Here is a 22,227-nt window from a genome sequence, read left to right as displayed (position 1 = left end):
CGGCTCAGCCCGTGGCCTCCGACAGCCGCGCCGCCAGCGCGCGCAGCGCCGGCGCGAGCTTGTCATGGAAGTCCTGTTCAGGCACCGCGCCATACGATGCGCTGCAGCTGAGCATATGGATCTCGCGTTCACCAATCGGCCGGAACGCGACCGCACAGGCGTGGATCGCCGGATGCCAGTCCCGGAACGACGCCGAGTACCCGAGGCGCTCGGCCGCTTCGAGTGCCACACGCATCGGCGCCTCCTGCTGACGCCATTGCTCGGGATAGGCCTGCGCGAATTCCGCGATCACGCGCTCGCGCCGCGCCGAGGGCAACGCCGCCAGGTACGCGCGCCCCATCGAGCTCGAAACCAGCGACAGCCGCGACCCCACCCCGAGACCGAGCATCACGCCCGCGTCGTTACGAATCGACTCGAGGTAGATGACCTCGAGCCGGTCGCGCTTGCCCAGCGACACCGACACCCCATGCGACTGCGCGAACGCGAGCATATGCGGGCGCGCCAGCGCCACGACATTCGACGCCGACAGATACGAGAACCCTAGCGCGAGCACGCCGGCGTCGAGCGCGTACTTGCCGAGCGAGGCGTCATAGCGAAGATAGCCCAGCTGGACCAGCGTGCCGGCCAGCCGGCTCACGGTCGCCTTCGGAAAACCGGTACGGCGCACGAAGTCCTGGTTGCCCAGCATCGCCTCGCCCGTGCGGAAGCAGCGCAGCAGTTCGAGGCCGCGCGCGAGCGCGGTGACGAAATTCGGGTCGCTGGCCCGCTCGCCCGCCGCGCTATCTGGGGCGCTGTCTGGGGCGCTATCCGGGACGGTGTCGGCAACGACATCGGATGTCTGGGGAATCGGCACATCGGCCACGGCGGTCTCCTGATTGCGCAACGGTATTGCACCGCCACGAGGTTCGGCTATACTACCGCATCGGAACATGGTTCCGCAATGCGGAACTTTAAATCTTCAGGAGACCTCGATGGCCGCGAACGCCGAATTCCATTGGACCGATCCTCTGCTGCTGGACCAGCAACTCACCGACGAAGAGCGCATGGTGCGTGACGCGGCGGCGTCCTACTGCCAGGACAAGCTCATGCCGCGCGTGCTGCAGTCCTTCCGTAACGAGAAGACCGATGTCGAGATCTTCCGCGAGATGGGCGAACTGGGCCTGCTGGGCCCCACCATTCCGGAGCAATACGGCGGCCCGGGCCTCAACTACGTGAGCTACGGCCTGATCGCGCGCGAAGTGGAGCGCGTGGACTCGGGCTATCGCTCGATGATGAGCGTGCAGTCGTCGCTCGTGATGGTGCCGATCTACGAATTCGGCAGCGATGCCCAGAAGGAAAAGTATCTGCCGAAGCTCGCCACCGGCGAATGGATCGGCTGCTTCGGCCTGACCGAGCCGAACCACGGTTCGGACCCGGGCTCGATGGTCACCCGCGCGAAGAAGGTGGATGGCGGCTACGAGCTCAGCGGCGCCAAGATGTGGATCACCAACTCCCCGATCGCCGACGTGTTCGTCGTGTGGGCCAAGCTCCAGGGCGAGGACGGCAAGGACGCGATCCGCGGCTTTATCCTCGAGAAGGGCTGGAAGGGCCTGTCGGCCCCGGCGATCCACGGCAAGGTGGGCCTGCGCACGTCGATCACGGGCGAGATCGTGATGGACCAGGTGTTCGTGCCCGAAGAGAACATCATGCCGGGCGTCAGCGGCCTCAAGGGCCCGTTCACGTGCCTGAACTCGGCACGCTACGGCATCGCCTGGGGCGCGATCGGCGCCGCCGAATTCTGCTGGCATACCGCGCGCCAGTACACGCTGGACCGCAAGCAGTTCGGCCGCCCGCTGGCCGCCACGCAGCTCGTGCAGAAGAAGCTGGCCGACATGCAGACCGAGATCACGCTCGCGCTGCAGGGCTGCCTGCGCCTGGGCCGCATGAAGGACGAAGGCACGGCGGCGGTGGAAATCACTTCGATCATGAAGCGCAATTCGTGCGGCAAGTCGCTGGACATCGCCCGCGTTGCCCGTGACATGCTCGGCGGCAACGGCATTTCCGACGAGTTCGGCGTGATCCGTCACGTGGTCAACCTCGAGGTGGTCAACACCTACGAAGGCACGCACGACATCCACGCGCTGATCCTGGGCCGCGCCCAGACCGGCCTGCAAGCGTTTTTCTGATCCGGTAAAAACAAAACGCCCGGCGGGACATCGGTCGCGCCGGGCGAAAATCACACCACCAGGATTACTTGTTCGGCTGCGGCGTCAGACGCAGGTACGGACGCACCGCCTTGTAGCCCTTCGGGAATTTCTGGCGGATCACCTCTTCGTCCTTCAGCGACGGCACGATCACCACATCGTCACCGTCCTGCCAGTTGCCCGGCGTGGCGACGCTGTGGTTGTCGGTCAGTTGCAGCGAATCGATGACGCGCAGGATCTCGTTGAAATTTCTACCCGTGCTGGCCGGATACGTAATGATCAGGCGCACTTTTTTCTTCGGATCGATGATGAACAGCGAACGCACCGTCAGCGTGTCGTTGGCGTTCGGATGAATCATGTCGTACAGGTTGGACACCTTGCGGTCGCTGTCGGCAAGAATCGGGAAATTGACCGACGTTCCCTGCGTTTCATTGATATCGCCGATCCAGCCCTTGTGCGATTCCACGTTATCCACAGACAGCGCGATGGCCTTCACGCCGCGCCTGGCGAACTCGTCCTTGAGCTTCGCGGTCAGACCGAGTTCCGTCGTGCACACGGGCGTGTAGTCCGCTGGGTGCGAAAACAGGACACCCCAGCCATCGCCGAGCCACTCGTGAAAACGGATGGTGCCTTCGCTCGACTCCTGTTCGAAATCGGGAGCGATATCGCCGAGACGCAATGACATGCCTAATCTCCTGTTGATCTGGGGGAAAGAATCGAATTGAACCAGCTTAGTGAGATTGCGATCCAACTCAAACGAATATAAAGTCACTATAAAATCACTCGAAGTCATAAGACCAATGCTGTCCTACGCCGTCGAGAGTCTTGTAACGCTTCGGTTTCCAGCGGATCGGACTATAGCCGAACGCACTCGATGCCGATATCGATATGCCATCGACATCGGATCGAATGCCCGAAACCGTGCGTCAAGACTTGAAACGATGGCTCGCCGCCACATATCCTAGTTTCATGTCCCGCGTGGAGACACGAAACGCCACAAGTGGGAGCGAGCAAGGCAAAATGTCACCAACACAACCAACCGCCCGCAAACAGGAGAAACTGATGAGCGATGTCAAGACCGTTCTGTCCGACGCCGAAGAACTGCTTAAGCAAGCGGCCTCGACTACCGGCGAGAAAGCTGCCGAACTGCGCGAGCGTGGCATGGGCCTGCTGAAGCAAGCCAAGGAGAAGGCCCAGGATCTGCAGGACGCCGTGGTCACGAAGAGCAAGGCCGCCGCACGCGCGACCGACGATTACGTGCATGACCACCCGTGGCGCGCCGTGGGCGTGGCGGCCGGCGTGGGCCTGCTGATCGGCCTGCTGCTCAACCGCAAGTAAGATCCAGATCCAGCACGGGCGGTGCGAGCGTGCCACCCGTTGCTGCATAACGTTTTACCTGACCCGGCCGGGGCGACCCGCGCCGGGTAGTTGCCGGGGGCCACCTGCTCGGGTCTCCATGCCCAGGGCCTCCCCTGCCACAGGTGGAGGCTCCAACCCCGCCGGCCGCGTCGCGAGTCTTTCCGCGTCACGCCTCGCACATTCGCAAGACCGCCGCATGAGCGAACCCTCTTCCCCGAAGTTCCTGGACGCCCTTCGCAACCTGGCCAGCTCGATCGTATCGATGCTGCAGACGCGACTGGAACTTGCGAGCGTGGAACTGGCCGAGGAGCGCGCCCGACTGATGAAGGTGGCGCTCCTTGCCTTTTTCGCGCTGGCATTTTTCAGCATGGCGCTGATGACGTTCACGCTGCTGATCGTCATCCTGTTCTGGGAAAGTTACCGGTGGCAGGCCATCCTTGCCATCATGCTCTTCTACTTCGTCGCGGCCGCAGCCTGTTTGCTGGTCGCGCGCAACAAGCTGCGCCATGCGCCGCCGCTGTTCGAAGCCACGCTCGCTGAGCTCGACAAGGACCGGGAGATGCTGCGCCGATGACTACTCCAAACGACGATCAGGACCCGTACGCCGACCAACGCGCGGGCGACCGTCCGCGCCGCGATCATCCGCGGCCCGCACGCTTCTCGCATGAAGTCCGGCTGCCGCTCGCGGTACGCAAGGAGCTGCTGCTCACGCGGGCCGCGCTCGAACGCTACGATGCGCTGCAGGCGCTGCAGCAGGTGCGTGGCGGTGCGCGCCGCATGACCAACGTGAGTGCGTGGCTGCCCAAGGTGGCCGGCCTCACGCGCCCTGGCGGCTGGCTCAAGCTGCTGGGCATCACGCGCGAGTATCCGATGGTGAGTACCGCCATCACGCTGGCGCTGCCACTCTTGCGCAAGACGCCGGTCGGACGCGTGGCGTGGAAGCTTTCGAAATTCGGCGCGCTCGGTGCGGCCGGCTACTTTGCCTACCGATCGTGGCAGGCCGCGCAGCGGCCCGTGCGCAAACCCGGCGATACCGGGTTTCGCGATCCGCTCGTCCACTCGCCGCCCGCGCCCATGACACCCGCGGGGCCTGCGGGAACCACGGACGCCACGTCGCCGATCGTACCGCCGCCGGTCTGACCGCGGCTTATAGCGTCACCGCGAAGCGTTCGGTGGTCTCCACATGCACGCTGGTGCCGCGCGCGAACGGCATCGGCCGTGCGATGTAGTGGCCCTGCGCGTAGTCGATGCCGAGTCCGCGCAGACGCTCCAGCATGGCTTCGCTCTCGACGAACTCGGCGATCGTGCGCTTGCCCATGGCCTGCCCGATTCGCTGGATCGCCTCGATCATCACGAGGTTGACGGGATCGTCGAGCATCTCGCGCACGAAGCTGCCGTCGATCTTCAGATACGCGGTGGGCAGGTGCTTGAGATATGCGAACGACGACATGCCCGCGCCGAAATCGTCGAGCGCGAACGCGCAGCCCATCGCCTGCAGCTGCTGAATGAACGCGGCCGCCTGCGTCAGGTTCGCGATGGCCGCGGTCTCGGTAATCTCGAAGCAGACGCTATCGAGCGCCAGGCCCTGCAGTTCGGCCTGCTGCTGGACAAACGCGGGGAAGTGATCGTCGGCGAGCGACGCGCCGGATAGATTGATCGAACACATCGCGATGCAGCCGGGCTGCTCGGCCTGCAGGCGCGCCAGCGCGGCGAAGCCGGTCTCGACGACCCATCGGTCGATCATCGGCATCAGGTTGAACCGCTCGCACGCGGGCACGAATGCCATCGGCGGGACGAGTTCGCCGCGCTCGTCGATCAGGCGCAGCAGCAGTTCGATATGGCGGCCGGACCGGCCATCGATGCCCGGCTGCAACGCCACGATCTCCTGCGCATACAGGCAGAACCGGCCGGCGGCCAGCGCCGCATGCACGCGGCTGACCCACTCCATCTCGCCGCGGCGCGACTGCATCGCGTTGTCGTCCATGCGATAGATCTGCACGCGGTTGCGCCCGCCCTCCTTCGCCATGTAGCACGCGGCGTCGGCCGCGCTGAGCGCTTCCTCCACCTTGACGATGCTGCCATCGAGGCTGACCACGCCGATGCTCACGCCCAGCGCGAACGTGCGCTGCCGGTGCGCGAAGCGGAACGACGAGATCGCGCGGCGCAGGGCCTCGGCCACGCGCGCGCCTTCCTCGCCCGAACAGTGTTCGAGCAGGACGCCGAATTCGTCGCCGCCGAGCCGCGCGAGCGTGTCGCCCTTGCGCAGCGCCTGCCGCATGACTTCCGCTACCTGCCGGATGAGTTCGTCGCCGGCCGCGTGGCCGCACGTATCGTTGACCACCTTGAACTGGTCGAGGTCGAGGTACATCAGCGTGTGCGTGCAGTCGGTCTGCCGTGTACTGCCCGTGGCCGCCGCGAGCCGTCGCTCGAACTCCGCGCGATTGACGAGGCCCGTCAGCGCATCGTGGGTGGCCTCGTGCGCGAGCCGCGCGGCGTGCGCGCGCTCCATGCTCACGTCATGCATCACGAGCACCACGCCGATGGCAAGTCCCGCGCGGTCGCGGATCAGCGCGACCGACGGCTTGACCGCGACCAGACCGCCGCCTCGCCGCGCCAGCAGCATGATGGCCTGCGTGGGCCAGCGCTCCTGCAACGCGCGCGAGATGAGGTCGGTGATCGGCGCACCCGTGCCCTCGTCCTGCAGCGGACATGTCTGCGCCAGGAACGTGCCCAGCGCCTCCTGATTCGACCAGCCCGTGAGCAGCTCCGCCACCGGGTTCAGCGATTCGATGCGGCCCCACACGTCCGTCGTCACCACCGCTTCGCCGATGGCCTGCAGCGTGACCTGCGCACGCTCCTTTTCCGCGAACAGCTGCGATTCGAACTCCTTGCGATCGGAGATATCGGTCAGCGATCCGGCCATGCGCGCGGGCTTGCCCGTCGTGCCGCGCACCATGCGCCCACGCGAACGGACCCACTGGAAGCCGCCGCCCTTCCGGCGCAAGCGGAACTCGACGTCGTATTGCGTACCCTCGCGCAGATGCCGCGACAGCTGCCGCTCGAATCCGGGCACGTCGGACGGATGCATCAGTGCAAGCAGGGTCTCGCGCGCATGCGGCAGTTCATCGGGTTCGTAGCCGAGCATCTCCGCGCAGCGCGGCGAGAAGTAGAGCTCCCCGCGGTGCGGATGCCAGTCCCACAGGCCGTCGCTGCTGCCAGCCACGGCGAGCTTGAGCCGCTCTTCGCTACCGGTCAGCGCCTCGCGCAGCTGCCGCTCCTGACGGAGGATGCGATAGGACAGCCAGACGGCGCTCAGCAACAGCAGCACGGCCAGGCCGACCGCGCCCCATAGCAGCGTGTCGCGCACGCGCCGCGAGGCCGTGCCGATGCTGTACGAGAACGCGATTTCGAGCGGCGTGAGGCGGGCGTCGATCTCGGTGATTTCCGAGACCAGCGGCTTCAGGCAGATGTCGTCGCAGGCGGGGTCCGCCGCGCGTTCGCGCAGCGTGCTCGCCACCGTATCGAGCTTGTGGATATCGCGGTCGGCCTCGGCCCACAGCGCAATCGCGCGGTCGATCTCGGTAACGTTACGGAAGTAGCGATACAGCCGGATCATCGCCGGGATATCGTCGGGATGATTGCCGCCCGCGATCAGGCCCTGGAATGCCTTGTCGCGATCGAAATCGTCCTCGTTCTCGAGCGCGACGCGCGCCTCGGCATCGCCGAGCGGCAATGCGATGGCCATGCGGTACGCCTCGAAATCGACGTCCTGCCGCGTTTCGGCAAACCTCAGCAGATGGAGAACGGCGGCCTTCTGGCCCTTGGTCCAGAGGCTCTCCGCCGAAATGAACGCGCGCGACGCGGATAGCAAATCGACACTGGCGACGCAGAAAAACGCCAGCGCGATAACCACGGGGACGAACGGCCAGGCGACGCGCAGCACGCGTCCGCCGGCCGGCGGGGATCCGCCATGCTGCTGCATAAAGACTTCCCTTGCCGGCGTCCGCGCAGCCAGCAAATCGTCGATACCTCGGATAAAGGAGTGCGGAGCGTCGCCAACACGCGCGGTATGGCGCGTGGCGCAACGTCCATTCTGGGTCACGACGGTATCGGCGTCTTTAACTCAGACGTGTTATTTTTTGCCGGCCCGGCGCCATGATAGAGGCACATGGGAAAAAAAGCGATGTGTAACGGTGCCGCACACCATTACCGGTACGGTTACCAGATCACGACACGTTCGTCCGGTCCGCGGGCCATCGGCTGCCCGGGCGCGCAACCGAAAGCGGCCGCGAACGATGTCATGTTGGACAGCGGGCCGATGATGCGGAAGCGCGCGGGCGCATGTTCGCCGAAAGCCAGCGATTCGGCGACGGCGGCCGGTGTCTGCTTGACGCGGAAGCGCTGGGCCCAGCTGATGAAGAAGCGCTGGGCCTGCGAGAGGCCGTCGACCGGCCGATTCTCCGCCGGAAAGCTGGCCATCCGGGCCTGCAATGCATCGTAGGCCGCGTTGAGGCCGCCAAGGTCGCCGATATTCTCGTTGACCGTGCGCCGTCCATCGACGAACACGCCCGGGGCCCCTTCGTAAGCGTCGAACTGCTTCACCATCGCGCTCGCCCGCGCCATGAAGCGCTGCCTGTCGTCCGCCTGCCACCAATCGACCATCGTGCCCGTACCGTCCCGCCCGGCGCCCTGGGTATCGAAACCATGCGATATCTCATGGCCGATGATCGCGCCGAGCCCGCCATAGTTGAACGCGGCATCGTCGTTCGGATCGAACATCGGCGGTTGCAGCATGGCGGCGTGGAGCAGGATGGCATTCTCGTCGTGCACGTAAGTGGCATTCACCATGTACTGCGCGGCGTCGAACGGCAGCACATCGGTCGTGGTACCGATGGCGGCGCGCACGCGTTGCAGGTCGAAGCGATGCACCGCCTGCAGGTTGGCGAAATGCACGGAAGTCATCTGGGGCAAGAGCGCCGATACATCGACGGCGTCCGCCTGCGAGGCCACCGAGACCTTCATCTGCCGCTCCTTCTCCAGCGCGCGGGCGCGCGTTTCGGGCGAGAGCCACGCCGCGCGGGCCAGGCGCGCGCGGAACGCCGCGCGCACGTCATTCACCAGCCGTGTGGCCACCTCGATGGACTGCGGGGTAACGGCGCGCGCCGCGTATTCCATGCTCATGGACTGCGCCAGCGCAGGCAAGGTACTGATGGCCTGCTGCACGTCGCCCCATTGCGGGTCGTCCAGCACCAGGCCATTCGCCATGCCGCCGTCGGCCGGACCGCCTGCCTCGCGAAACGCGGCGGACAGATACGGCGCCGCATCCTGCAGCTTCCAGACCTTGAGCGTGGCCTTCCATTGCGTCAGCGGGACCTCGGCGATCATGCGATCGAGCGCTTCTATCCATGCGATGTCCGCCACGACGAACTTCGCGGGTGGCGTGATGCCCTGCGCGCGAAAATACGCGCGCCATTCGATGTGTTCGACCGCGCGATTGGCTTCCTCGAGGGTCACGACCGACATCTTGCCCACGGGGTCCGCGGGCTCCGCGGCGGCCGGCAGTATCCTCCCCAGGCGCGCCTCGGCGTCGAAGGCCAGCGCGGCCGCCTGCTCCGCGTCGGCGACGCCCGCGAGGCGCAGCAGCGACGCGTTCATGCGCAGGTACCGATCCCGCGCCGCCCCACTCTCCGGCGTGGTGTCCGTGTACAAGGCACGCTGCATGACACCGAGCGCCCGCACCGAGACGATGGCCATATTGAGGTCCAGCCGTTGGCCCGGCGCCAGGCCCGGCACCCGCTTCTCCGCACCCAGTCCGATGACGGAACTCCCGTCGTCGTCGTCCGGCTTCATCAGGTACGCGACGAGCGCGTCGGTGTTGCCGATGGCATCGATGCGCGCCAGCGCGGGCATCACCGGCGCCGCGCCCGCTCGCTCGATGGCCGCCCGATCCATGCCGGCATCGTAGACGGCCTTCAGCAGTTTCAGCCGCGCGCTGGTGCCGCCGCCGCTTGCGATCTGCCGCTGGATGTCGTAGGCATTGCGCTCCGCGGTATGCGAGGGACTGATGACCGCCTGCCCCGGCAGCGTGAACGGCGTCGTGGCGCGCCATTTCCCATTGACGTAGGCGTCGAAGTCCGTGCAGGCGGCGCTCGGGGCCTGAAGGCCCCGGCTGTCGATGGGGTTCGAGGCGGCAGCCTGCCCACCCACGGCGCCCCGCGTCAGAGGTGGGGACGGGGGCGGGGACGAATCATCGCCCCCGCATGCGACCACGGCGGCGGCGGCGAACGGTACGAAGAGAGACGGCTTCATGGCGGCGAATGGGCGGGTGAGTACCTTCCGCATTCTCGGCTTTCACGCCATCCGGTCCATCGCCATCCGCCGATTCCTGGTGAAACGGCTCGCGTCGCCGTTACCAGATCACCACGCGATCTTCCGCCTTGCGCGCCATCGGCTGGCCAGGCTCGCAGCGGAACGTGGCAGCAAAGGCTTCCATGTTCGACAGCGGTCCATTGATGCGGAAGCGCGCGGGCGCATGCACGCCCTCGGTCACGATTTCGACGAGGTACGCCGGGGTCTGCCGGGTGCGATCGAATTGCGCGCGGCTGACAAAGAAACGTTTCATCGGCGACATGCCGTCGATCAGCCGATTCTCCGCCGGGAAACTGGCCAGGCGCGCCTGCAGGGCATCGTAGGCGGTGTGGACACCGCCGAGGTCGGCGATATTCTCGTTGACCGTACGCGCGCCGTTGACGAACAGGCCGGGAGCCGCCTCGTAGGCGTTGAACTGTTTCACGAGCGCATCGGCGCGGCCATAGAAGCGGCCATAGTCTTCCTGCTCCCACAATTGACCCATCTTGCCCGTGCCATCGAATCTGGCACCGTTCGTATCGAATCCATGGGAGATCTCGTGGCCGATCACGGCACCCAGGCCCCCGTAGTTGAAGGGTGCGTCGCTATCCGGGTCGAACAGGGGCGCCTGCAGCATGGCCGCGTTCAGCACGATCAGGTTGCGCTCCGGCCAATAGGAGGCATTGGCGACCTGATTATCGGCGCCGGGCGGGGTCAGATCCGTCTCGGTGCCGATCGCCGCGCGCATGCGATGCAAGTCGAAGCGCTTCACCGCCTGCACGTTGGCGAAGTGATAACCGGACATTTGCGGGACGAGCGAGGAGACGTCCATGTTGGCGTCCGACGAGGCGATCACGACCTGCATCAGCCGCTCCTTCTCCACCGCCTTCGCGCGTGCCTCGGGTGACAGCCACTCCACCTTGTCCAGGCGCGCGCGGAACGCCGCGCGAACGTCGTCGACCATCCTCGCGGCCACTTCGAGCGTGCGCGGCGTCATCGCGCGTTTGGCATACTCCGTGCTCATTGCCTGCTTCAGCGGCGCCATCGTATTGATGGTCGACATCACGCGGCGCCAGTTCTCATCCTCCAGCACGAGGTCGCTCGGGTGGTCATGCGAACCCTTGTACAGCGCCTCCTGGAACGCCGTGGAAAGATGCGGCGCCGCATCCTGCAGCGCCCAGACCTTGAGCGCGGCCTTCCATTCCGTCAGCGGCACCTCCGCGATCATCCGGTCGATGTTCCCGATCCGATCCGTGCCGCTGATCGCGAACCTCCGCGGCCGCGCCACGTTCTGGGCGACGAAGAACGCGCCCCATTCGATGTTCCTGACGCTCTGGTTGCCTTCCTCGACCGTGACCAGCACATACGGCGGGGGCGGATACCCGTCGGGCGCACCGGCGCCCGCGCCGGGCTGCGATCGCCTGACGATGCGCGCCTCGGTCTCGAACGCGGTTTTCGCCACCTGATCCGCGTCGGCCACGCCGGCCAGGCGCAAGAGCGTCGCATTGGCGCGAATATACGGCTCGCGACTGGCAACCGCCGCCTGCGTGTCGGCATACATCTCCGGCGTGCCCTGAGGATTGCGCACCACGACCGTCGCCAGGTTTCGTACCGGGCCGTTTTCGTCGAACCCTTCCTGCGCGATCAGCAGGATGGTGGACGATCCGTCGGCGGTATCGGGCGTGGTCAGGTGCGTGGTCAGTGCCGCCGCGTCGCCGATGGCGTCGATGCGGGCGAGCGCGGTCAGCACGGGCGCCGCGCCCGCGCGCTCGATGGCATCGCGATTGCTCGCGCCATCGTAGAACGCCTTTAGAAGCCTGGCTTCCGCGCTGGCACCGCCGCCGCTCGCAATCTGCCGCTGCAGGTCCGCCGAGTTACGCGCGGCGGTTGTCATCGGACTCGCAATCTGCTGACCTTCGGGCGTCAGCGGCGTCGCGGCGCGCCATTGACCGTTGACGTACTCGTCGAAGTCCGTGCAGGCAACGCGCTCCGCGTCCAGCTCACGGGAATTGATCGGGTTCGAGGTGGGCGCCGGCGCTGCCTGCGGGGCCGGCGAAGCGGTGGCGGCCCGAGGCGTCGGCGGGTCGTCCCCTCCGCATGCGGCCACGAGGGCGGACGCCGCGAGCGGCGCGAGGAAGGACGAGGAAATGGAACGCAGGTTTGACTTCATGGCGGCGGAACAGAGTCGAAAGAATCCGCGATTCTCGCCATGTGCCTCGCCTGTCTCCATAGGCGAAACCTAATAAGGCAACACCCGATCAGGGACCGACGCAGAGGCGCAACACAAACAAAAAGGGCCTGTGACGTGCGCCACAGGCCCTTCGACATGCTGGTGGGTCGTGCGTGACTCGAACACGCGACCAACGGATTAAAAGTCCGCTGCTCTACCGACTGAGCTAACGACCCGGAAAAACAGAATCCGCGATTATAAGGAGGTCTCCGCGGAGCGTCAACCCATGCGCCAGAGCTGGTAGCGGAACGCGAGAACCGCGCCGACGACGATTGCGGCGAAGACGATGAAGGAGCCGATGGCAAGCGTCGAGATGCCCGACAGGCCCTGGCCGATCGTGCAGCCCAGCGCGGTCACGCCGCCGATGCCCATCATCGTGCCGCCGATCATATGGTTGGCCACATCCTCGGGACCGCCGAAGCCTTCCCAGCGGAACGTGCGCGTGGCGAGCGCGCAGACCGCGGCGCCGGCGATCACGCCGAATACCGACACGATGCCGATCGTCAGCACCTTGCTCGTATCGCTGAACAGCATCAGCCAGTCGAGCGTATACGCATACGGCGCGACGAAGCTCAGGCTTTCCATGCGGCCACTGTTGGTGGCGACGAAGACTTCCTCGAGCGTGTTCGGGTCCTCGGCCACGTAGCCGAGATGACCGGACACGTACCACATCGCCACGATGATCAGCCCCACCGCGATGCCGCCGAGCAGATTGTCGAACGAGCGGAAGTCGCGGCCCGCGAGGGCCCAGCCGCCGACGATCGCGCCGAATGCGAGGCCGAGCGCGAGCTGCAGCGTACCGCGCGCGATGCCGGTGGCCTGCGCGATCAGCGAGGGCAGATCCTGCGTCGCGGGCAGCGTCACGGCGACCGCATCCACCGTGTTCACACGCACCACGCCGAACACGCCGCGCAGCGTCATATACGCGGACAGGCCCAGGAACACGAACACCACCACCGATTTCAGGTTGCCGGCGCCGATGCGCACGAGCGTCTTGCTGCCGCAGCCCGAGGCCAGCACCATGCCGAAGCCGAACAGCAACCCGCCGACGATCGCCGACAGCCAGCCGAGCTTCGCCGCGGTGTAGATCGTACGCGTGGGATCGATCTGCCCGGCCCATGCAAGCACGCCGGTGCCGATCATCGCGACGCCGATCGCGAGGCCCCACATGCGCAGGCGATTCCAGTCGCCCATGTTGACCACGTCCGAGATCGCACCCATGGTGCAGAAGTGCGTGCGCTGGAGAATCGCGCCAAACAGGAACGTGAGCGCGAACGTGCTCCACAGCACGGTCTGCGTGACCGCGGAAAGATTGACTTCGGGCATGTCGGGGCCGTCTTGTTATTTATTGGTATGGGTCGGGTGTCGCGACGGGTATCAGGCGGGGTCCTGATATCGCGTGGGATCGGGCACGCCCGCGGCTTCGAAGCCCGCGCGGCGGATGCGGCAGGAATCGCAGACCCCGCACGCGCGGCCATCGTCGTCCGCCTGATAGCACGACACGGTCAGCCCGTAGTCGACGCCGAGCCGCGTGCCCGCGCGAATGATCTCGCCCTTGGTCATGTCGATGATCGGCGCATGCACGTGGAAACGATCGCCCTCGACGCCGGCCTTGGTGGCCAGATTCGCGAGCGCCTCGTACGCGGACACATATTCCGGGCGGCAGTCGGGGTAGCCCGAGTAATCCACCGCGTTGGCGCCGAAGAACAGGTCGCGACCGCCGACGGCCTCCGCCCAGCCCAGCGCGAGCGACAGCATGATCGTGTTGCGCGCGGGCACGTAGGTAATCGGAATACCGCCAACCGCACCATCGGTCGGCACCTCGTACGCGTCGTCGGTCAACGCGGACCCGCCAAAGCGGCGCAGGTCGAGATCGATGATCTCGTGACGCACCGCGCCGAGGGCCGCGGCCACACGCTTGGCCGCCTCGAGTTCGGACGAATGGCGCTGGCCGTAGCGCATGGACAGCGCATACGTTTCAAAGCCCTGCGCATTGGCCATGGCAAGGACGGTGGCGGAGTCGAGACCGCCCGAAAGCAGGACGATGGCGCGTTTGGTCATGATTGGGGGAACCTGGGGGAATTCGGGGTACGGCGGGGGAAACGCGTATTTTAGCCCGTCTGGGCATCCCACCCGCGAGCGGGCCTCCGCGTCGTGCCAAAAAACAAAAAACCCGCGGTAACCGCGGGCTTTCTGTCATGACCTTCCAACTACCCGATCAAACGTTCACGGGGCTCACTTCAGCGTCTTCAGGCGATTGCTTGCCGCCTGAGCGCCTTCCGTGCCCGGGTACTTGGCCACCACGTTCTCCAGCGTCTTCTTCGCAGCCGCTTTCTGGTTGGATTCGAGCTGGTTGTTCGCAATGGCGATCATCGCGTCCGGTGCCTTCGGATGCGTGGGATTGGCCTCGACCATGTTCTGCAGGACCGAGATCGACCCCTTGTAGTCGCGTTGCGCGTAGAGCGAGTTGCCGAGCCAGAACTGCGCGAGCGGCAGGTACGGGCTCTGCGGATACTTGCGCGCGAACGACGAGAACGCACTGCCCGCCCCCTTGAAGTCGCCGCTCTGGAACTGCTTGAGCGCGGCGTCATACTCGGGCTTCTCCGTGGGCTGCGACATGCCCTCGCGACCATCGACGGTCACCTGTTGCGGCTCGAACTTCTTCAGGCGCGCGTCGAGGTCGGCGTAGTAGTCCTTCTGCTGACGCTGCAACGTGTCCACCTGATTCTGCAGCACCTCGTTCTGACCGCGCAGACGAGCCACCTCCTGACGCAGACCTTCGAGCTGGTTCTGCATGTCGAGCTGGACTCGGCTGTTCTGGTCGATACGCTGCGAAGCCGTGGCCTGGAAACCGTTGAACTGGTCTCGCAGGGTGATCACGGCCTTGCGCGCCTCGTCGTCGTCAAAGACGCCGGCGTGCGCCTGGGTGGCAGCCAGCAGGCCGCCGGTGGCGGCAACCAGCCAAAGCAAGGTGGATACGCGTGCGTTCATGAAGGCTCGTCCGTGGATCAGTAAACGATGTCGGCGCGGCGGTTTTCAGCCCACGCGGCTTCGTCGTGACCGAGGGCCTTCGGCTTTTCCTTGCCCAGGCTCACGGCTTCCAGTTGAGAGTCGGCCACGCCGAGAGAGTTCAGCGAACGGCGAACGGCTTCCGCGCGCTTCTGGCCCAGCGCGAGGTTGTACTCGCTGGTGCCGCGCTCGTCGGTGTTGCCCTGGATCAGAACCTTGCGGCTCTTGTTGGCGTTCAGGTACTGGGCGTGAGCCGACAGCACGCTCTGGTAATCCGACTTCACGGTGTAGCTGTCGAAGTCGAAGTACACGCTGCGCTTGGCCAGCGGGCCGTTCGGGTCGTTCAGCGGGTCGCGCGACACGTCCACCGGTGCCACCGCGCGGCCATCGGTTGCCGATCCGCCGGTGCCGGCGCCGGACTTGGCGGCGTCGTCGAGCTTCACACCGGAGCTGCAGGCGCCGAGCGCGAGCAGCGCGGCGATAGCGAGAGTCTTGGTCATCATTTGGGGCATGGCGATTTACTCCTCTGTTATTGCGTTATTGCATGAAAGGACCCCAGGACGGCTCGCGAACCTCGCCGGACTGGAGGGAGAGAACCTGTTTGGTGCGACCATCGGTCGACACCGCTGCCAGGACCGCGCGGCCTCCCACGCGAGTGGCGTACAGAATGTACTTGCCGTTGGCAGCAAAACTCGGCGACTCGTCGTTCGAGGTATCCGTGAGCGACGTCACGTCACCGTTCGACAGGTCCTGCAGCTGCAGCTTGAAGCCGCCCGCGCGCGTGATGTAGGCCAGGTACTTGCCGTCCGGCGAGAGGCGCGGACTGACGTTGTAGTTGCCCTTGAAGGTCACGCGCTGTGCCGCACCGGATTCTTCCCCGTTTGCCGGCATGCGATAGATCTGCGGCGCGCCGCCGCGATCGCTGGTGAAGTAGATGCTGCGGCCATCCGGCGAGAACTGCGGCTCGGTATCGATGGCGCTGCTGCGCGAGATGCGGCGCAGGCCGGAACCGTCGGCATTCACGAGGTACACCTGCGTGTTGCCGTCGCGCGAGAGGGCCACGGCAAGGCGCTGGCCATCGGGCGACCACGACGGTGCGCTGTTGTTGCCCTTCTGGTTCGAGACCAGCACGCGCTTGCCGGTGGCCAGGTCATGCACGTACACCACGGGCTTCTTCGCTTCGAACGAAACGTAGGCCACGCGGCGGCCGTCCGGCGACCATGCCGGCGAGATGATCGGCTCGTTGCTGGACAGCGCGACCTGCGCGTTCTGGCCGTCGGAGTCCGAGATCAGCAGCTGGTAGCGATTGCCCACGCGCGACACGTACGACAGGCGCGTGGCAAACACACCGCGCTCGCCGAGCAGTTTCTCGTAGATGTAATCCGCGATCTTGTGCGCGGTCACGCGCAGCTGGTTCGGGCCGACCGTGAAGGCCAGGCCGCCGAGGCTCTGCTGCTTGACCGTGTCGTACAGGCGGAAGCGCACCTCGAACTGGCCGTTGCCCGCGGGCGTCACGCTGCCGGCCACGAAGGCATCGGCGCCGCGGCCCTTCCAGCTGCCGAGGTCGACGTTCGCGGTTTCGGCGACGGTCGCGCCGGCGGGGTCGACGTTACGGAAGCGGCCGCTGTTGACGAGGTCGCTGCGGATGATGGCGGTGAGGTTGACCGGTGCCTGCGCTTCGCCCTGGAAGTTGGCGGTGGCAATCGGGAACTGCGTCGAGCCGACGCCGACGATTTCCACATTCAGCTGGGCGTGCGCGATGCCCGCGGTCAGGGTCAATGCCGCGGCGAGCCACGCCATCAGTGCGCGGGCGATCAGTGCACGGTCCGACAGCCAGTTTGGGACCCAAAGCTTTCGCATGCTGCTCCTCAAGTCGATATCAAGATTCATCGGGCTCGGCGAGGCGCAAGACCAGCAAGGCACAAGGTGCGGCTGGCGCATCCCGTGCTTGCGTACGTCTTGCACACTGCCGGCTGCGTCAGGCAACCGTTCATGGTAGCGACGGTGTCGATCCCCAGCGATGAAGGTTGCATTCTGTTGCAAATCATATGCTTAGCTACCTAACGCCTCGGTTTCCCCTCAGTTGCGGGGGCGGAACTGCAACGTGATGCTGCCTGGCGCCTTGCCATCCTCGTCGCGAGGCAGCGGGCTCGAGGCTTCCACCGCGCGCAGGACCGCATCGTCCCAGCCGGAATTGCCGCTGCTGCGCGACACGCGCGCCGATAGCACCGTGCCATCGGGGGCCAGCTGAACGGAGACGGTCGCCGTCGGGTTGTTCGACGTATCGCCGCCAAAATTAACGTTCGGCAGCACTTTTCGGCGGACACGATCGGGATAGCCGGGCGACGCCTTGCCACCCGAGCCCGCGCCCGAGCCGCTCGCATTGCCCACGCCACCGCCGCTGGCCGCCGCGCCGCCACCGGCCAGCGCCTGCAGGCGCGCGAGTTCGGATTTGCGCTGCGCATTGGCCGCGGCTTCGCGCTTGGCCTTGGCATCGGCGTCGGCCTTGGCCTTGGCTTTCGCTTCGTCGGCCGCCTTGGCCTTGGCTTCGGCATCAGCCTTCGCCTTGGCGTCTGCCTCGGCCTTGGCTTCAGCCCTGGCCTTCGCATCGGCCTTGGCCTTGGCGTCGGCCTTCGCCTTCTCGTCGGCGTCCTTGCGGCGCTGCTGTTCCTGTTGTTCCTGCTGCGCCTTCTTGCGGGCGTCGTCCTTGCGCTGGGCTTCCTGCTGCGCGCGGAGTTCGTCCTGACGCTGCTGCTCCTTGCGCTCCTGATCCTTGCGCTCTTGATCCTTGCGCTCTTGTTCCTTGCGCTGCTGCTCCTGCCGCAGGCGGTCCTGCCGCGCGGCCTCTTCCTTTGCGGCCTGCTCCTGCGCGAGCTTGCGCTTCTGCTGCTCCAGCGCGATATCGGCGTCCTCTTCGGCCTTGCTGCGGACCTGCGGGGCAGGCACGGGGCGTGGCTGCTCCACCGGCGGCGGCGGCGGGGGCACGGGCTGCGGCGTCGCGACGTCGGGCACTTCTTCCCAGAGTTCGGCTTCGCCGCCGACCGGGGTGCTGCTCTGCCAGTGCACGCCGAAATACAGCACGATGCCGAGCAGCACGTGCATGAACAGTGCAAGCAGGAAAGACGGCAGCGTGCCGCGTTCCTTGACGGGCTCGTACGGATAGGCCGCGCGGACTTTGCGCGGCGGTCGCGAGGACGGGTGTTGCGAGGACAGAGTGGCCACGAGAGGACGCGACGCTTATTTGGACTTCACCATCAGGCCGACGCGCTTCACGCCGTCGGCCTTCAGAACGGACATGACGTCGAGCACGGCTTCGTACTTGACGGCACGGTCGGCGGCGATCACGACCGGCTGGTCCGGATTCTCGTTCTGGCGCTGATGGACGAAGTCCAGCAGGCCACGCTTGTCGAGCTTGCTCTCGAACGTCTTGCCCGATGCATCCTTGCCGCGCGCGGTCAGCGAGCCGTCTTCGTGCACGGACACGACGATCGGCGGCGCCTTCTGTTGCGGCGTGGCATTCGCGACCGACGGCAGATCGACGACGGACGGGTTCACGATCGGTGCCGCCACCATGAAGATGACGAGCAGCACGAGCATCACGTCGATATACGGCACGACGTTGATCTCGGCGCTGGCCCGGCGGCGGGAGCCGCCGCGACGCTGGATGGCTGCCATATCTGTTAGCTCCGGCTCAGCGCGTTTGACGCTGCAGGATGTTCAGGAACTCTTCCATGAAGCTCTCGAACCGGATCGCCAGGCGGTCGATCTCGGTGGCATAGCGGTTATAGGCGATGACGGCCGGAATCGCGGCGAACAGGCCGATTGCCGTGGCGACCAGTGCCTCGGCAATGCCGGGCGCGACCGAGGCGAGCGTCGCCTGCTGGACGTTCGACAGGCCGCGGAACGCGTTCATGATCCCCCACACGGTACCGAACAGGCCGATATACGGGCTGACCGAACCGACCGACGCGAGGAACGGCAGATGCGACTCGAGGACGTCCATCTCGCGCTGGTACGCGGCGCGCATCGCGCGGCGTGCCGCGTCGAGCAGCGCGCCGGCGTCGTTGCTGCGCTCGCGCGCCTTCAGGAATTCGCCCATGCCGGACTCGAAGATCCGTTCGAGCGCGCCCGTGTTGTGGCGATTGTTCACGGCGCTGTTATAGAGCGCCTGCAGGTCGCCGCCCGCCCAGAAGTCCCGCTCGAAACCCTCGGTCTGCGTGCGCGCGGCGCGCAGCGCCAGGTGCTTGCGGAAAATATAGGTCCACGAGAAGAGGGACATGACCAGCAGCAGTGCCATGACGGCCTGTGCCAGCAGGCTGGCGTTCAATACCAGCGAAATGATCGACAGGTCTTGCGTGACGGTCACCGGATTCATCGAGTCTTCTTTATCGTTTCTAGGACGGGATTGGGAATCGGAGCCGGGCGAAAAGTGCTCTTATCGACGCACCCCACCCGAATCGACCCGGCCGCCAGATGCAGCTCGCCGCGCCACGCTTCCTGGGCGAATTGGACCGAAGCCGGCCCCACCCGTTCCACGCGCGTGCGAATCTCCAACTGGTCGTCCAGCCGGGCGGGCGCATTGTATTCGACGGCCGTACTGCGTACGACGAAGACCACGCCGGCTTCATCGGCGAGCCTTTGTTGTTCGATGCCGAGCGAGCGCAGCCACTCCGTGCGGGCGCGCTCGAAAAACTTGAGGTAGTTGGCGTAGAACACCACGCCGCCTGCGTCGGTATCTTCCCAGTACACGCGCAGCGGCCACACGAAAATCGACATGGGCGGCATTGTAACGGAGTGCGGCGCTCATACGTGGTTAACCCGCAGACGACTTTGCAACAGCAAGTTGCGAGCCAGCACCGGCGCGGCTTTGCGGGAAGCGGGCTGGCGGGAAGCGCCGCGGCGCGGGGTCATTTGCAGACCGGCGCGCGAAGCAGTAAAATCCGCGTCAACCATTCCATCTTGCGCAACTGGCGAAGTCAGTGGGCACTACCACGAGGAAGCGCAAGTTCTCTGGCATGCCGCATAAGGCTTTATGAAGTCTATGCGAACATGCCTGCCGCTCGCCTGGGCAGCGAATGGGAAGCAGGGTGCGCCCTGTGCCGTCGGTTCCGTCTGGAAACGGAATCCTGGCACGGACGCCGTTGCCTCCCCGCACGCCCTACTCTCCAACGCCTGTTTCCAGAATTTGCCGATGCAATGTGACGTAAATTGCAATCGGTGCCCTCTGAATTCCCTTTTTACAGACGAGTGACGCCATGTTCGAACGCAGCCGCTTTACGATCGACCAGATCGACCCCGAAGTCTTCGCCGCGATCCAGAAGGAAAACCAGCGCCAGGAAGACCATATCGAGCTGATCGCTTCCGAGAACTACACCTCGCCGGCCGTGATGGCCGCGCAGGGTTCGCAACTGACCAACAAGTACGCCGAGGGCTATCCCGGCAAGCGCTACTACGGCGGCTGCGAATATGTCGACGTGGTCGAACAGCTGGCCATCGACCGCATCAAGCAGATCTACGGCGCCGAAGCCGCCAACGTGCAGCCGAACTCGGGCTCGCAGGCGAACCAGGGCGTGTTCTTCGCGATGCTGAAGCCGGGCGACACCATCATGGGCATGAGCCTCGCCGAGGGCGGTCACCTGACGCACGGCATGGCGCTGAACATGAGCGGCAAGTGGTTCAACGTGGTCAGCTACGGCCTGAACGCGCAGGAAGACATCGACTACGACGCGATGGAAAAGCTCGCGCACGAGAAGAAGCCCAAGCTGATCATCGCGGGCGCCTCGGCCTTCGCGCTGCGTATCGACTTCGAACGTATTTCGAAGGTTGCCAAGGCAGTCGGCGCTTACTTCATGGTGGACATGGCCCACTACGCGGGCCTGATCGCCGCCGGCGAGTACCCGAACCCGGTGCCGTTCGCGGACTTCGTCACCACGACGACCCACAAGAGCCTGCGCGGCCCGCGCGGCGGCGTCATCCTGATGAAGGCCGAGCACGAGAAGGCCATCAACTCGGCCATCTTCCCCGGCATCCAGGGCGGCCCGCTGATGCACGTGATCGCCGCCAAGGCGGTCGCGTTCAAGGAAGCGCTCACTCCCGAGTTCAAGGCTTACCAGCAACAGGTGGTGAAGAACGCCGCCGCGCTGGCCGAGACGCTGATCGCGCGCGGCCTGCGCATCGTGTCGGGCAAGACCGAGAGCCACGTGATGCTCGTGGACCTGCGCGCGAAGCAGATCACCGGCAAGGAAGCCGAGAAGATCCTCGGCGACGCGCATATCACCGTGAACAAGAACGCGATTCCGAATGACCCGGAAAAGCCGTTCGTGACCTCGGGTGTGCGTCTGGGCTCGCCGGCCATGACCACGCGCGGCTTCAAGGAAGAGGAAGCCCGCCTGGTAGGCAACCTGATCGCCGACGTGCTGGACAACCCGCACGACGAAGCGAACATCGCCAAGGTGCGCGAGCAGGTGGCGGCGCTGACCAAGCGCTTCCCGGTTTACGGTTAAGCTGCGACAGTCCCTTCCCTCTCCCCTGGCGGGGAGAGGGACGCCCCCCAACCCAACAGGCGGCCCGGCATGAAATGCCCTTTCTGCGGTCACTCCAATACCCAGGTTCTCGATAGCCGTGTCTCCGAGGACGGCGACACCGTGCGCCGCCGCCGGCGCTGCGAAACCTGCGATCGCCGCTTCACCACCTACGAACGCATCGAACTGTTCTTCCCGGCCATCGTGAAGAAGAACGGCTCGCGCGTCGACTACGCGCGCTCCAAGCTGCAGGACTCCATGCGGCTGGCCCTGCGCAAGCGTCCCGTCTCGGCCGAGGCCATCGACCTCGCCATCACGCAGATCGAAGAGAAACTGCTCGCCCTCGGCGAGAAGGAAATCCCGAGCAGCCAGGTCGGCGAGCTCGTGATGCGCGAACTGCGCAAGCTCGACAAGATCGCCTATATCCGCTTCGCCTCCGTCTATCGCAGTTTCGAGGATGTGTCGGAATTCCGTGAAGTGATTGAAGAATTCTCAACGTCGTCCCGCAAGCCCGGCAGGAGTGGTTAAATCGCGGACGCGACGGCGCCCCGCGCGCACGTCGTAGCAAACCATCGTC

Annotated in this window: 21 protein-coding genes, 1 tRNA gene and 1 riboswitch; of the genes, 7 read left to right on the top strand and 15 right to left on the bottom strand. The window is 65.6% G+C overall.

Features of this window, described 5'->3' with window-relative positions; genetic code table 11:
* Positions 1-4: 4 nt before the first annotated feature.
* Positions 5-862, bottom strand: coding sequence for an IclR family transcriptional regulator (locus AAHB16_RS20155; protein ID WP_223851304.1), 858 nt, complete (start codon positions 860-862; stop codon positions 5-7).
* A gap of 109 nt (positions 863-971) precedes the next feature.
* On the opposite strand from AAHB16_RS20155, the gene AAHB16_RS20150 reads away from it, so the two are divergent.
* Positions 972-2,165, top strand: a complete 1,194-nt coding sequence (locus AAHB16_RS20150; protein WP_342051827.1) for an acyl-CoA dehydrogenase — start codon at positions 972-974, stop codon at positions 2,163-2,165.
* 64 nt (positions 2,166-2,229) lie between these two features.
* Here the strand turns inward: AAHB16_RS20150 and AAHB16_RS20145 are convergent, their stop codons facing one another.
* Positions 2,230-2,868, bottom strand: a complete 639-nt coding sequence (locus AAHB16_RS20145) for a peroxiredoxin (RefSeq protein WP_150372540.1) — start codon at positions 2,866-2,868, stop codon at positions 2,230-2,232.
* Between the two features lie 335 nt (positions 2,869-3,203).
* Between AAHB16_RS20145 and AAHB16_RS20140 the strand changes: the two genes are divergently transcribed.
* The 3 genes from AAHB16_RS20140 to AAHB16_RS20130 all read left to right on the top strand — a co-directional run bounded on the left by AAHB16_RS20140 (position 3,204) and on the right by AAHB16_RS20130 (position 4,682).
* Complete coding sequence (locus AAHB16_RS20140; protein ID WP_317889529.1) at positions 3,204-3,521, top strand: DUF883 family protein; 318 nt, start codon at positions 3,204-3,206, stop codon at positions 3,519-3,521.
* A gap of 217 nt (positions 3,522-3,738) precedes the next feature.
* Positions 3,739-4,116 (top strand): phage holin family protein, encoded by a 378-nt coding sequence (locus AAHB16_RS20135; protein ID WP_150372541.1) that lies wholly within the window; start codon positions 3,739-3,741, stop codon positions 4,114-4,116.
* Positions 4,113-4,682, top strand: coding sequence for a DUF3318 domain-containing protein (locus AAHB16_RS20130; protein WP_150372542.1), 570 nt, complete (start codon positions 4,113-4,115; stop codon positions 4,680-4,682). The genes AAHB16_RS20135 and AAHB16_RS20130 overlap by 4 nt, the downstream gene beginning before the upstream one ends.
* Positions 4,683-4,689: 7 nt before the next feature.
* Here the strand turns inward: AAHB16_RS20130 and AAHB16_RS20125 are convergent, their stop codons facing one another.
* Entirely contained in the window at positions 4,690-7,524 is a 2,835-nt protein-coding gene (locus AAHB16_RS20125) for an EAL domain-containing protein (protein WP_150372543.1), read from the bottom strand.
* Between AAHB16_RS20125 and AAHB16_RS20120 the strand changes: the two genes are divergently transcribed.
* Complete coding sequence (locus tag AAHB16_RS20120) at positions 7,513-7,701, top strand: hypothetical protein (protein WP_150372544.1); 189 nt, start codon at positions 7,513-7,515, stop codon at positions 7,699-7,701. The genes AAHB16_RS20125 and AAHB16_RS20120 overlap by 12 nt on opposite strands.
* A 59-nt stretch (positions 7,702-7,760) precedes the next feature.
* On the opposite strand, the gene AAHB16_RS20115 is transcribed toward AAHB16_RS20120, so the two are convergent.
* The 12 genes from AAHB16_RS20115 to ybgC all read right to left on the bottom strand — a co-directional run bounded on the left by AAHB16_RS20115 (position 7,761) and on the right by ybgC (position 19,905).
* Complete coding sequence (locus AAHB16_RS20115) at positions 7,761-9,851, bottom strand: M13 family metallopeptidase (protein WP_191002132.1); 2,091 nt, start codon at positions 9,849-9,851, stop codon at positions 7,761-7,763.
* Positions 9,852-9,951: 100 nt separating this feature from the next.
* Positions 9,952-12,060, bottom strand: a complete 2,109-nt coding sequence (locus AAHB16_RS20110) for a M13 family metallopeptidase (RefSeq protein ID WP_191002133.1) — start codon at positions 12,058-12,060, stop codon at positions 9,952-9,954.
* A gap of 160 nt (positions 12,061-12,220) precedes the next feature.
* Positions 12,221-12,296: transfer RNA gene (locus AAHB16_RS20105), tRNA-Lys, on the bottom strand.
* Positions 12,297-12,339: 43 nt separating this feature from the next.
* A complete protein-coding gene (locus AAHB16_RS20100; RefSeq protein ID WP_342051826.1) occupies positions 12,340-13,446 on the bottom strand; it encodes a YeeE/YedE family protein in 1,107 nt (368 codons plus the stop codon).
* Positions 13,447-13,497: 51 nt separating this feature from the next.
* Complete coding sequence (gene queC, locus AAHB16_RS20095; RefSeq protein ID WP_150372548.1) at positions 13,498-14,181, bottom strand: 7-cyano-7-deazaguanine synthase QueC; 684 nt, start codon at positions 14,179-14,181, stop codon at positions 13,498-13,500.
* 174 nt (positions 14,182-14,355) lie between these two features.
* A complete protein-coding gene (gene ybgF, locus AAHB16_RS20090) occupies positions 14,356-15,111 on the bottom strand; it encodes a tol-pal system protein YbgF (RefSeq protein ID WP_150372549.1) in 756 nt (251 codons plus the stop codon).
* A gap of 17 nt (positions 15,112-15,128) precedes the next feature.
* Positions 15,129-15,641, bottom strand: coding sequence for a peptidoglycan-associated lipoprotein Pal (gene pal / locus AAHB16_RS20085; RefSeq protein WP_191002134.1), 513 nt, complete (start codon positions 15,639-15,641; stop codon positions 15,129-15,131).
* A 25-nt stretch (positions 15,642-15,666) separates the two neighbouring features.
* Positions 15,667-16,989 carry a Tol-Pal system beta propeller repeat protein TolB gene (gene tolB, locus AAHB16_RS20080; RefSeq protein ID WP_150372550.1) on the bottom strand — a complete coding sequence of 441 codons (1,323 nt, stop codon included), beginning with the start codon at positions 16,987-16,989 and terminating at the stop codon, positions 15,667-15,669.
* Between the two features lie 219 nt (positions 16,990-17,208).
* A complete protein-coding gene (gene tolA, locus AAHB16_RS20075) occupies positions 17,209-18,351 on the bottom strand; it encodes a cell envelope integrity protein TolA (RefSeq protein ID WP_342051825.1) in 1,143 nt (380 codons plus the stop codon).
* Positions 18,352-18,366: 15 nt separating this feature from the next.
* Positions 18,367-18,804 carry a protein TolR gene (gene tolR, locus AAHB16_RS20070; protein ID WP_150372552.1) on the bottom strand — a complete coding sequence of 146 codons (438 nt, stop codon included), beginning with the start codon at positions 18,802-18,804 and terminating at the stop codon, positions 18,367-18,369.
* Between the two features lie 16 nt (positions 18,805-18,820).
* Positions 18,821-19,504, bottom strand: a complete 684-nt coding sequence (gene tolQ, locus AAHB16_RS20065; protein WP_179592817.1) for a protein TolQ — start codon at positions 19,502-19,504, stop codon at positions 18,821-18,823.
* Positions 19,501-19,905, bottom strand: coding sequence for a tol-pal system-associated acyl-CoA thioesterase (gene ybgC / locus AAHB16_RS20060; RefSeq protein WP_150372553.1), 405 nt, complete (start codon positions 19,903-19,905; stop codon positions 19,501-19,503). Before ybgC ends, tolQ begins: the two co-directional genes overlap by 4 nt.
* Before the next feature lie 177 nt (positions 19,906-20,082).
* A riboswitch (ZMP/ZTP riboswitch) is annotated at positions 20,083-20,206 on the top strand.
* A 178-nt stretch (positions 20,207-20,384) separates the two neighbouring features.
* Between ybgC and glyA the strand changes: the two genes are divergently transcribed.
* Together glyA and nrdR are read left to right on the top strand one after the other, a co-directional pair.
* Positions 20,385-21,632, top strand: a complete 1,248-nt coding sequence (glyA, locus tag AAHB16_RS20055) for a serine hydroxymethyltransferase (protein WP_342051824.1) — start codon at positions 20,385-20,387, stop codon at positions 21,630-21,632.
* A gap of 69 nt (positions 21,633-21,701) precedes the next feature.
* The gene (nrdR, locus tag AAHB16_RS20050) at positions 21,702-22,178 is read left to right on the top strand and encodes a transcriptional regulator NrdR (RefSeq protein ID WP_150372555.1); all 477 of its coding nucleotides are present in this window, start codon (positions 21,702-21,704) and stop codon (positions 22,176-22,178) included.
* The last annotated feature ends 49 nt before the right edge of the window (positions 22,179-22,227 follow it).

This window comes from Cupriavidus sp. OTU4054 (assembly GCF_038440175.1).
GTDB classification, from domain to species: Bacteria; Pseudomonadota; Gammaproteobacteria; order Burkholderiales; family Burkholderiaceae; genus Cupriavidus; species Cupriavidus pauculus_D.
The sequence above is the reverse complement of the archived record's forward strand: the minus strand, read 5'-3'. Positions and strand labels throughout refer to the sequence as shown.

Excerpts from the sequence above, each read along its gene's own strand:
- AAHB16_RS20150 (WP_342051827.1), top strand. The coding sequence starts at position 972 with ATGGCCGCGAACGCCGAATTCCATTGGACCGATCCTCTGCTGCTGGAC.
- AAHB16_RS20145 (WP_150372540.1), bottom strand. The coding sequence starts at position 2,868 with ATGTCATTGCGTCTCGGCGATATCGCTCCCGATTTCGAACAGGAGTCG.
- AAHB16_RS20140 (WP_317889529.1), top strand. The coding sequence starts at position 3,204 with ATGTCACCAACACAACCAACCGCCCGCAAACAGGAGAAACTGATGAGC.
- AAHB16_RS20135 (WP_150372541.1), top strand. The coding sequence starts at position 3,739 with ATGAGCGAACCCTCTTCCCCGAAGTTCCTGGACGCCCTTCGCAACCTG.
- AAHB16_RS20130 (WP_150372542.1), top strand. The coding sequence starts at position 4,113 with ATGACTACTCCAAACGACGATCAGGACCCGTACGCCGACCAACGCGCG.
- AAHB16_RS20120 (WP_150372544.1), top strand. The coding sequence starts at position 7,513 with ATGCTGCTGCATAAAGACTTCCCTTGCCGGCGTCCGCGCAGCCAGCAA.
- AAHB16_RS20125 (WP_150372543.1), bottom strand. The coding sequence starts at position 7,524 with ATGCAGCAGCATGGCGGATCCCCGCCGGCCGGCGGACGCGTGCTGCGC.
- AAHB16_RS20115 (WP_191002132.1), bottom strand. The coding sequence starts at position 9,851 with ATGAAGCCGTCTCTCTTCGTACCGTTCGCCGCCGCCGCCGTGGTCGCA.
- AAHB16_RS20110 (WP_191002133.1), bottom strand. The coding sequence starts at position 12,060 with ATGAAGTCAAACCTGCGTTCCATTTCCTCGTCCTTCCTCGCGCCGCTC.
- AAHB16_RS20100 (WP_342051826.1), bottom strand. The coding sequence starts at position 13,446 with ATGCCCGAAGTCAATCTTTCCGCGGTCACGCAGACCGTGCTGTGGAGC.
- queC (WP_150372548.1), bottom strand. The coding sequence starts at position 14,181 with ATGACCAAACGCGCCATCGTCCTGCTTTCGGGCGGTCTCGACTCCGCC.
- ybgF (WP_150372549.1), bottom strand. The coding sequence starts at position 15,111 with ATGAACGCACGCGTATCCACCTTGCTTTGGCTGGTTGCCGCCACCGGC.
- pal (WP_191002134.1), bottom strand. The coding sequence starts at position 15,641 with ATGCCCCAAATGATGACCAAGACTCTCGCTATCGCCGCGCTGCTCGCG.
- tolB (WP_150372550.1), bottom strand. The coding sequence starts at position 16,989 with ATGCGAAAGCTTTGGGTCCCAAACTGGCTGTCGGACCGTGCACTGATC.
- tolR (WP_150372552.1), bottom strand. The coding sequence starts at position 18,804 with ATGGCAGCCATCCAGCGTCGCGGCGGCTCCCGCCGCCGGGCCAGCGCC.
- tolQ (WP_179592817.1), bottom strand. The coding sequence starts at position 19,504 with ATGAATCCGGTGACCGTCACGCAAGACCTGTCGATCATTTCGCTGGTA.
- ybgC (WP_150372553.1), bottom strand. The coding sequence starts at position 19,905 with ATGTCGATTTTCGTGTGGCCGCTGCGCGTGTACTGGGAAGATACCGAC.
- glyA (WP_342051824.1), top strand. The coding sequence starts at position 20,385 with ATGTTCGAACGCAGCCGCTTTACGATCGACCAGATCGACCCCGAAGTC.
- nrdR (WP_150372555.1), top strand. The coding sequence starts at position 21,702 with ATGAAATGCCCTTTCTGCGGTCACTCCAATACCCAGGTTCTCGATAGC.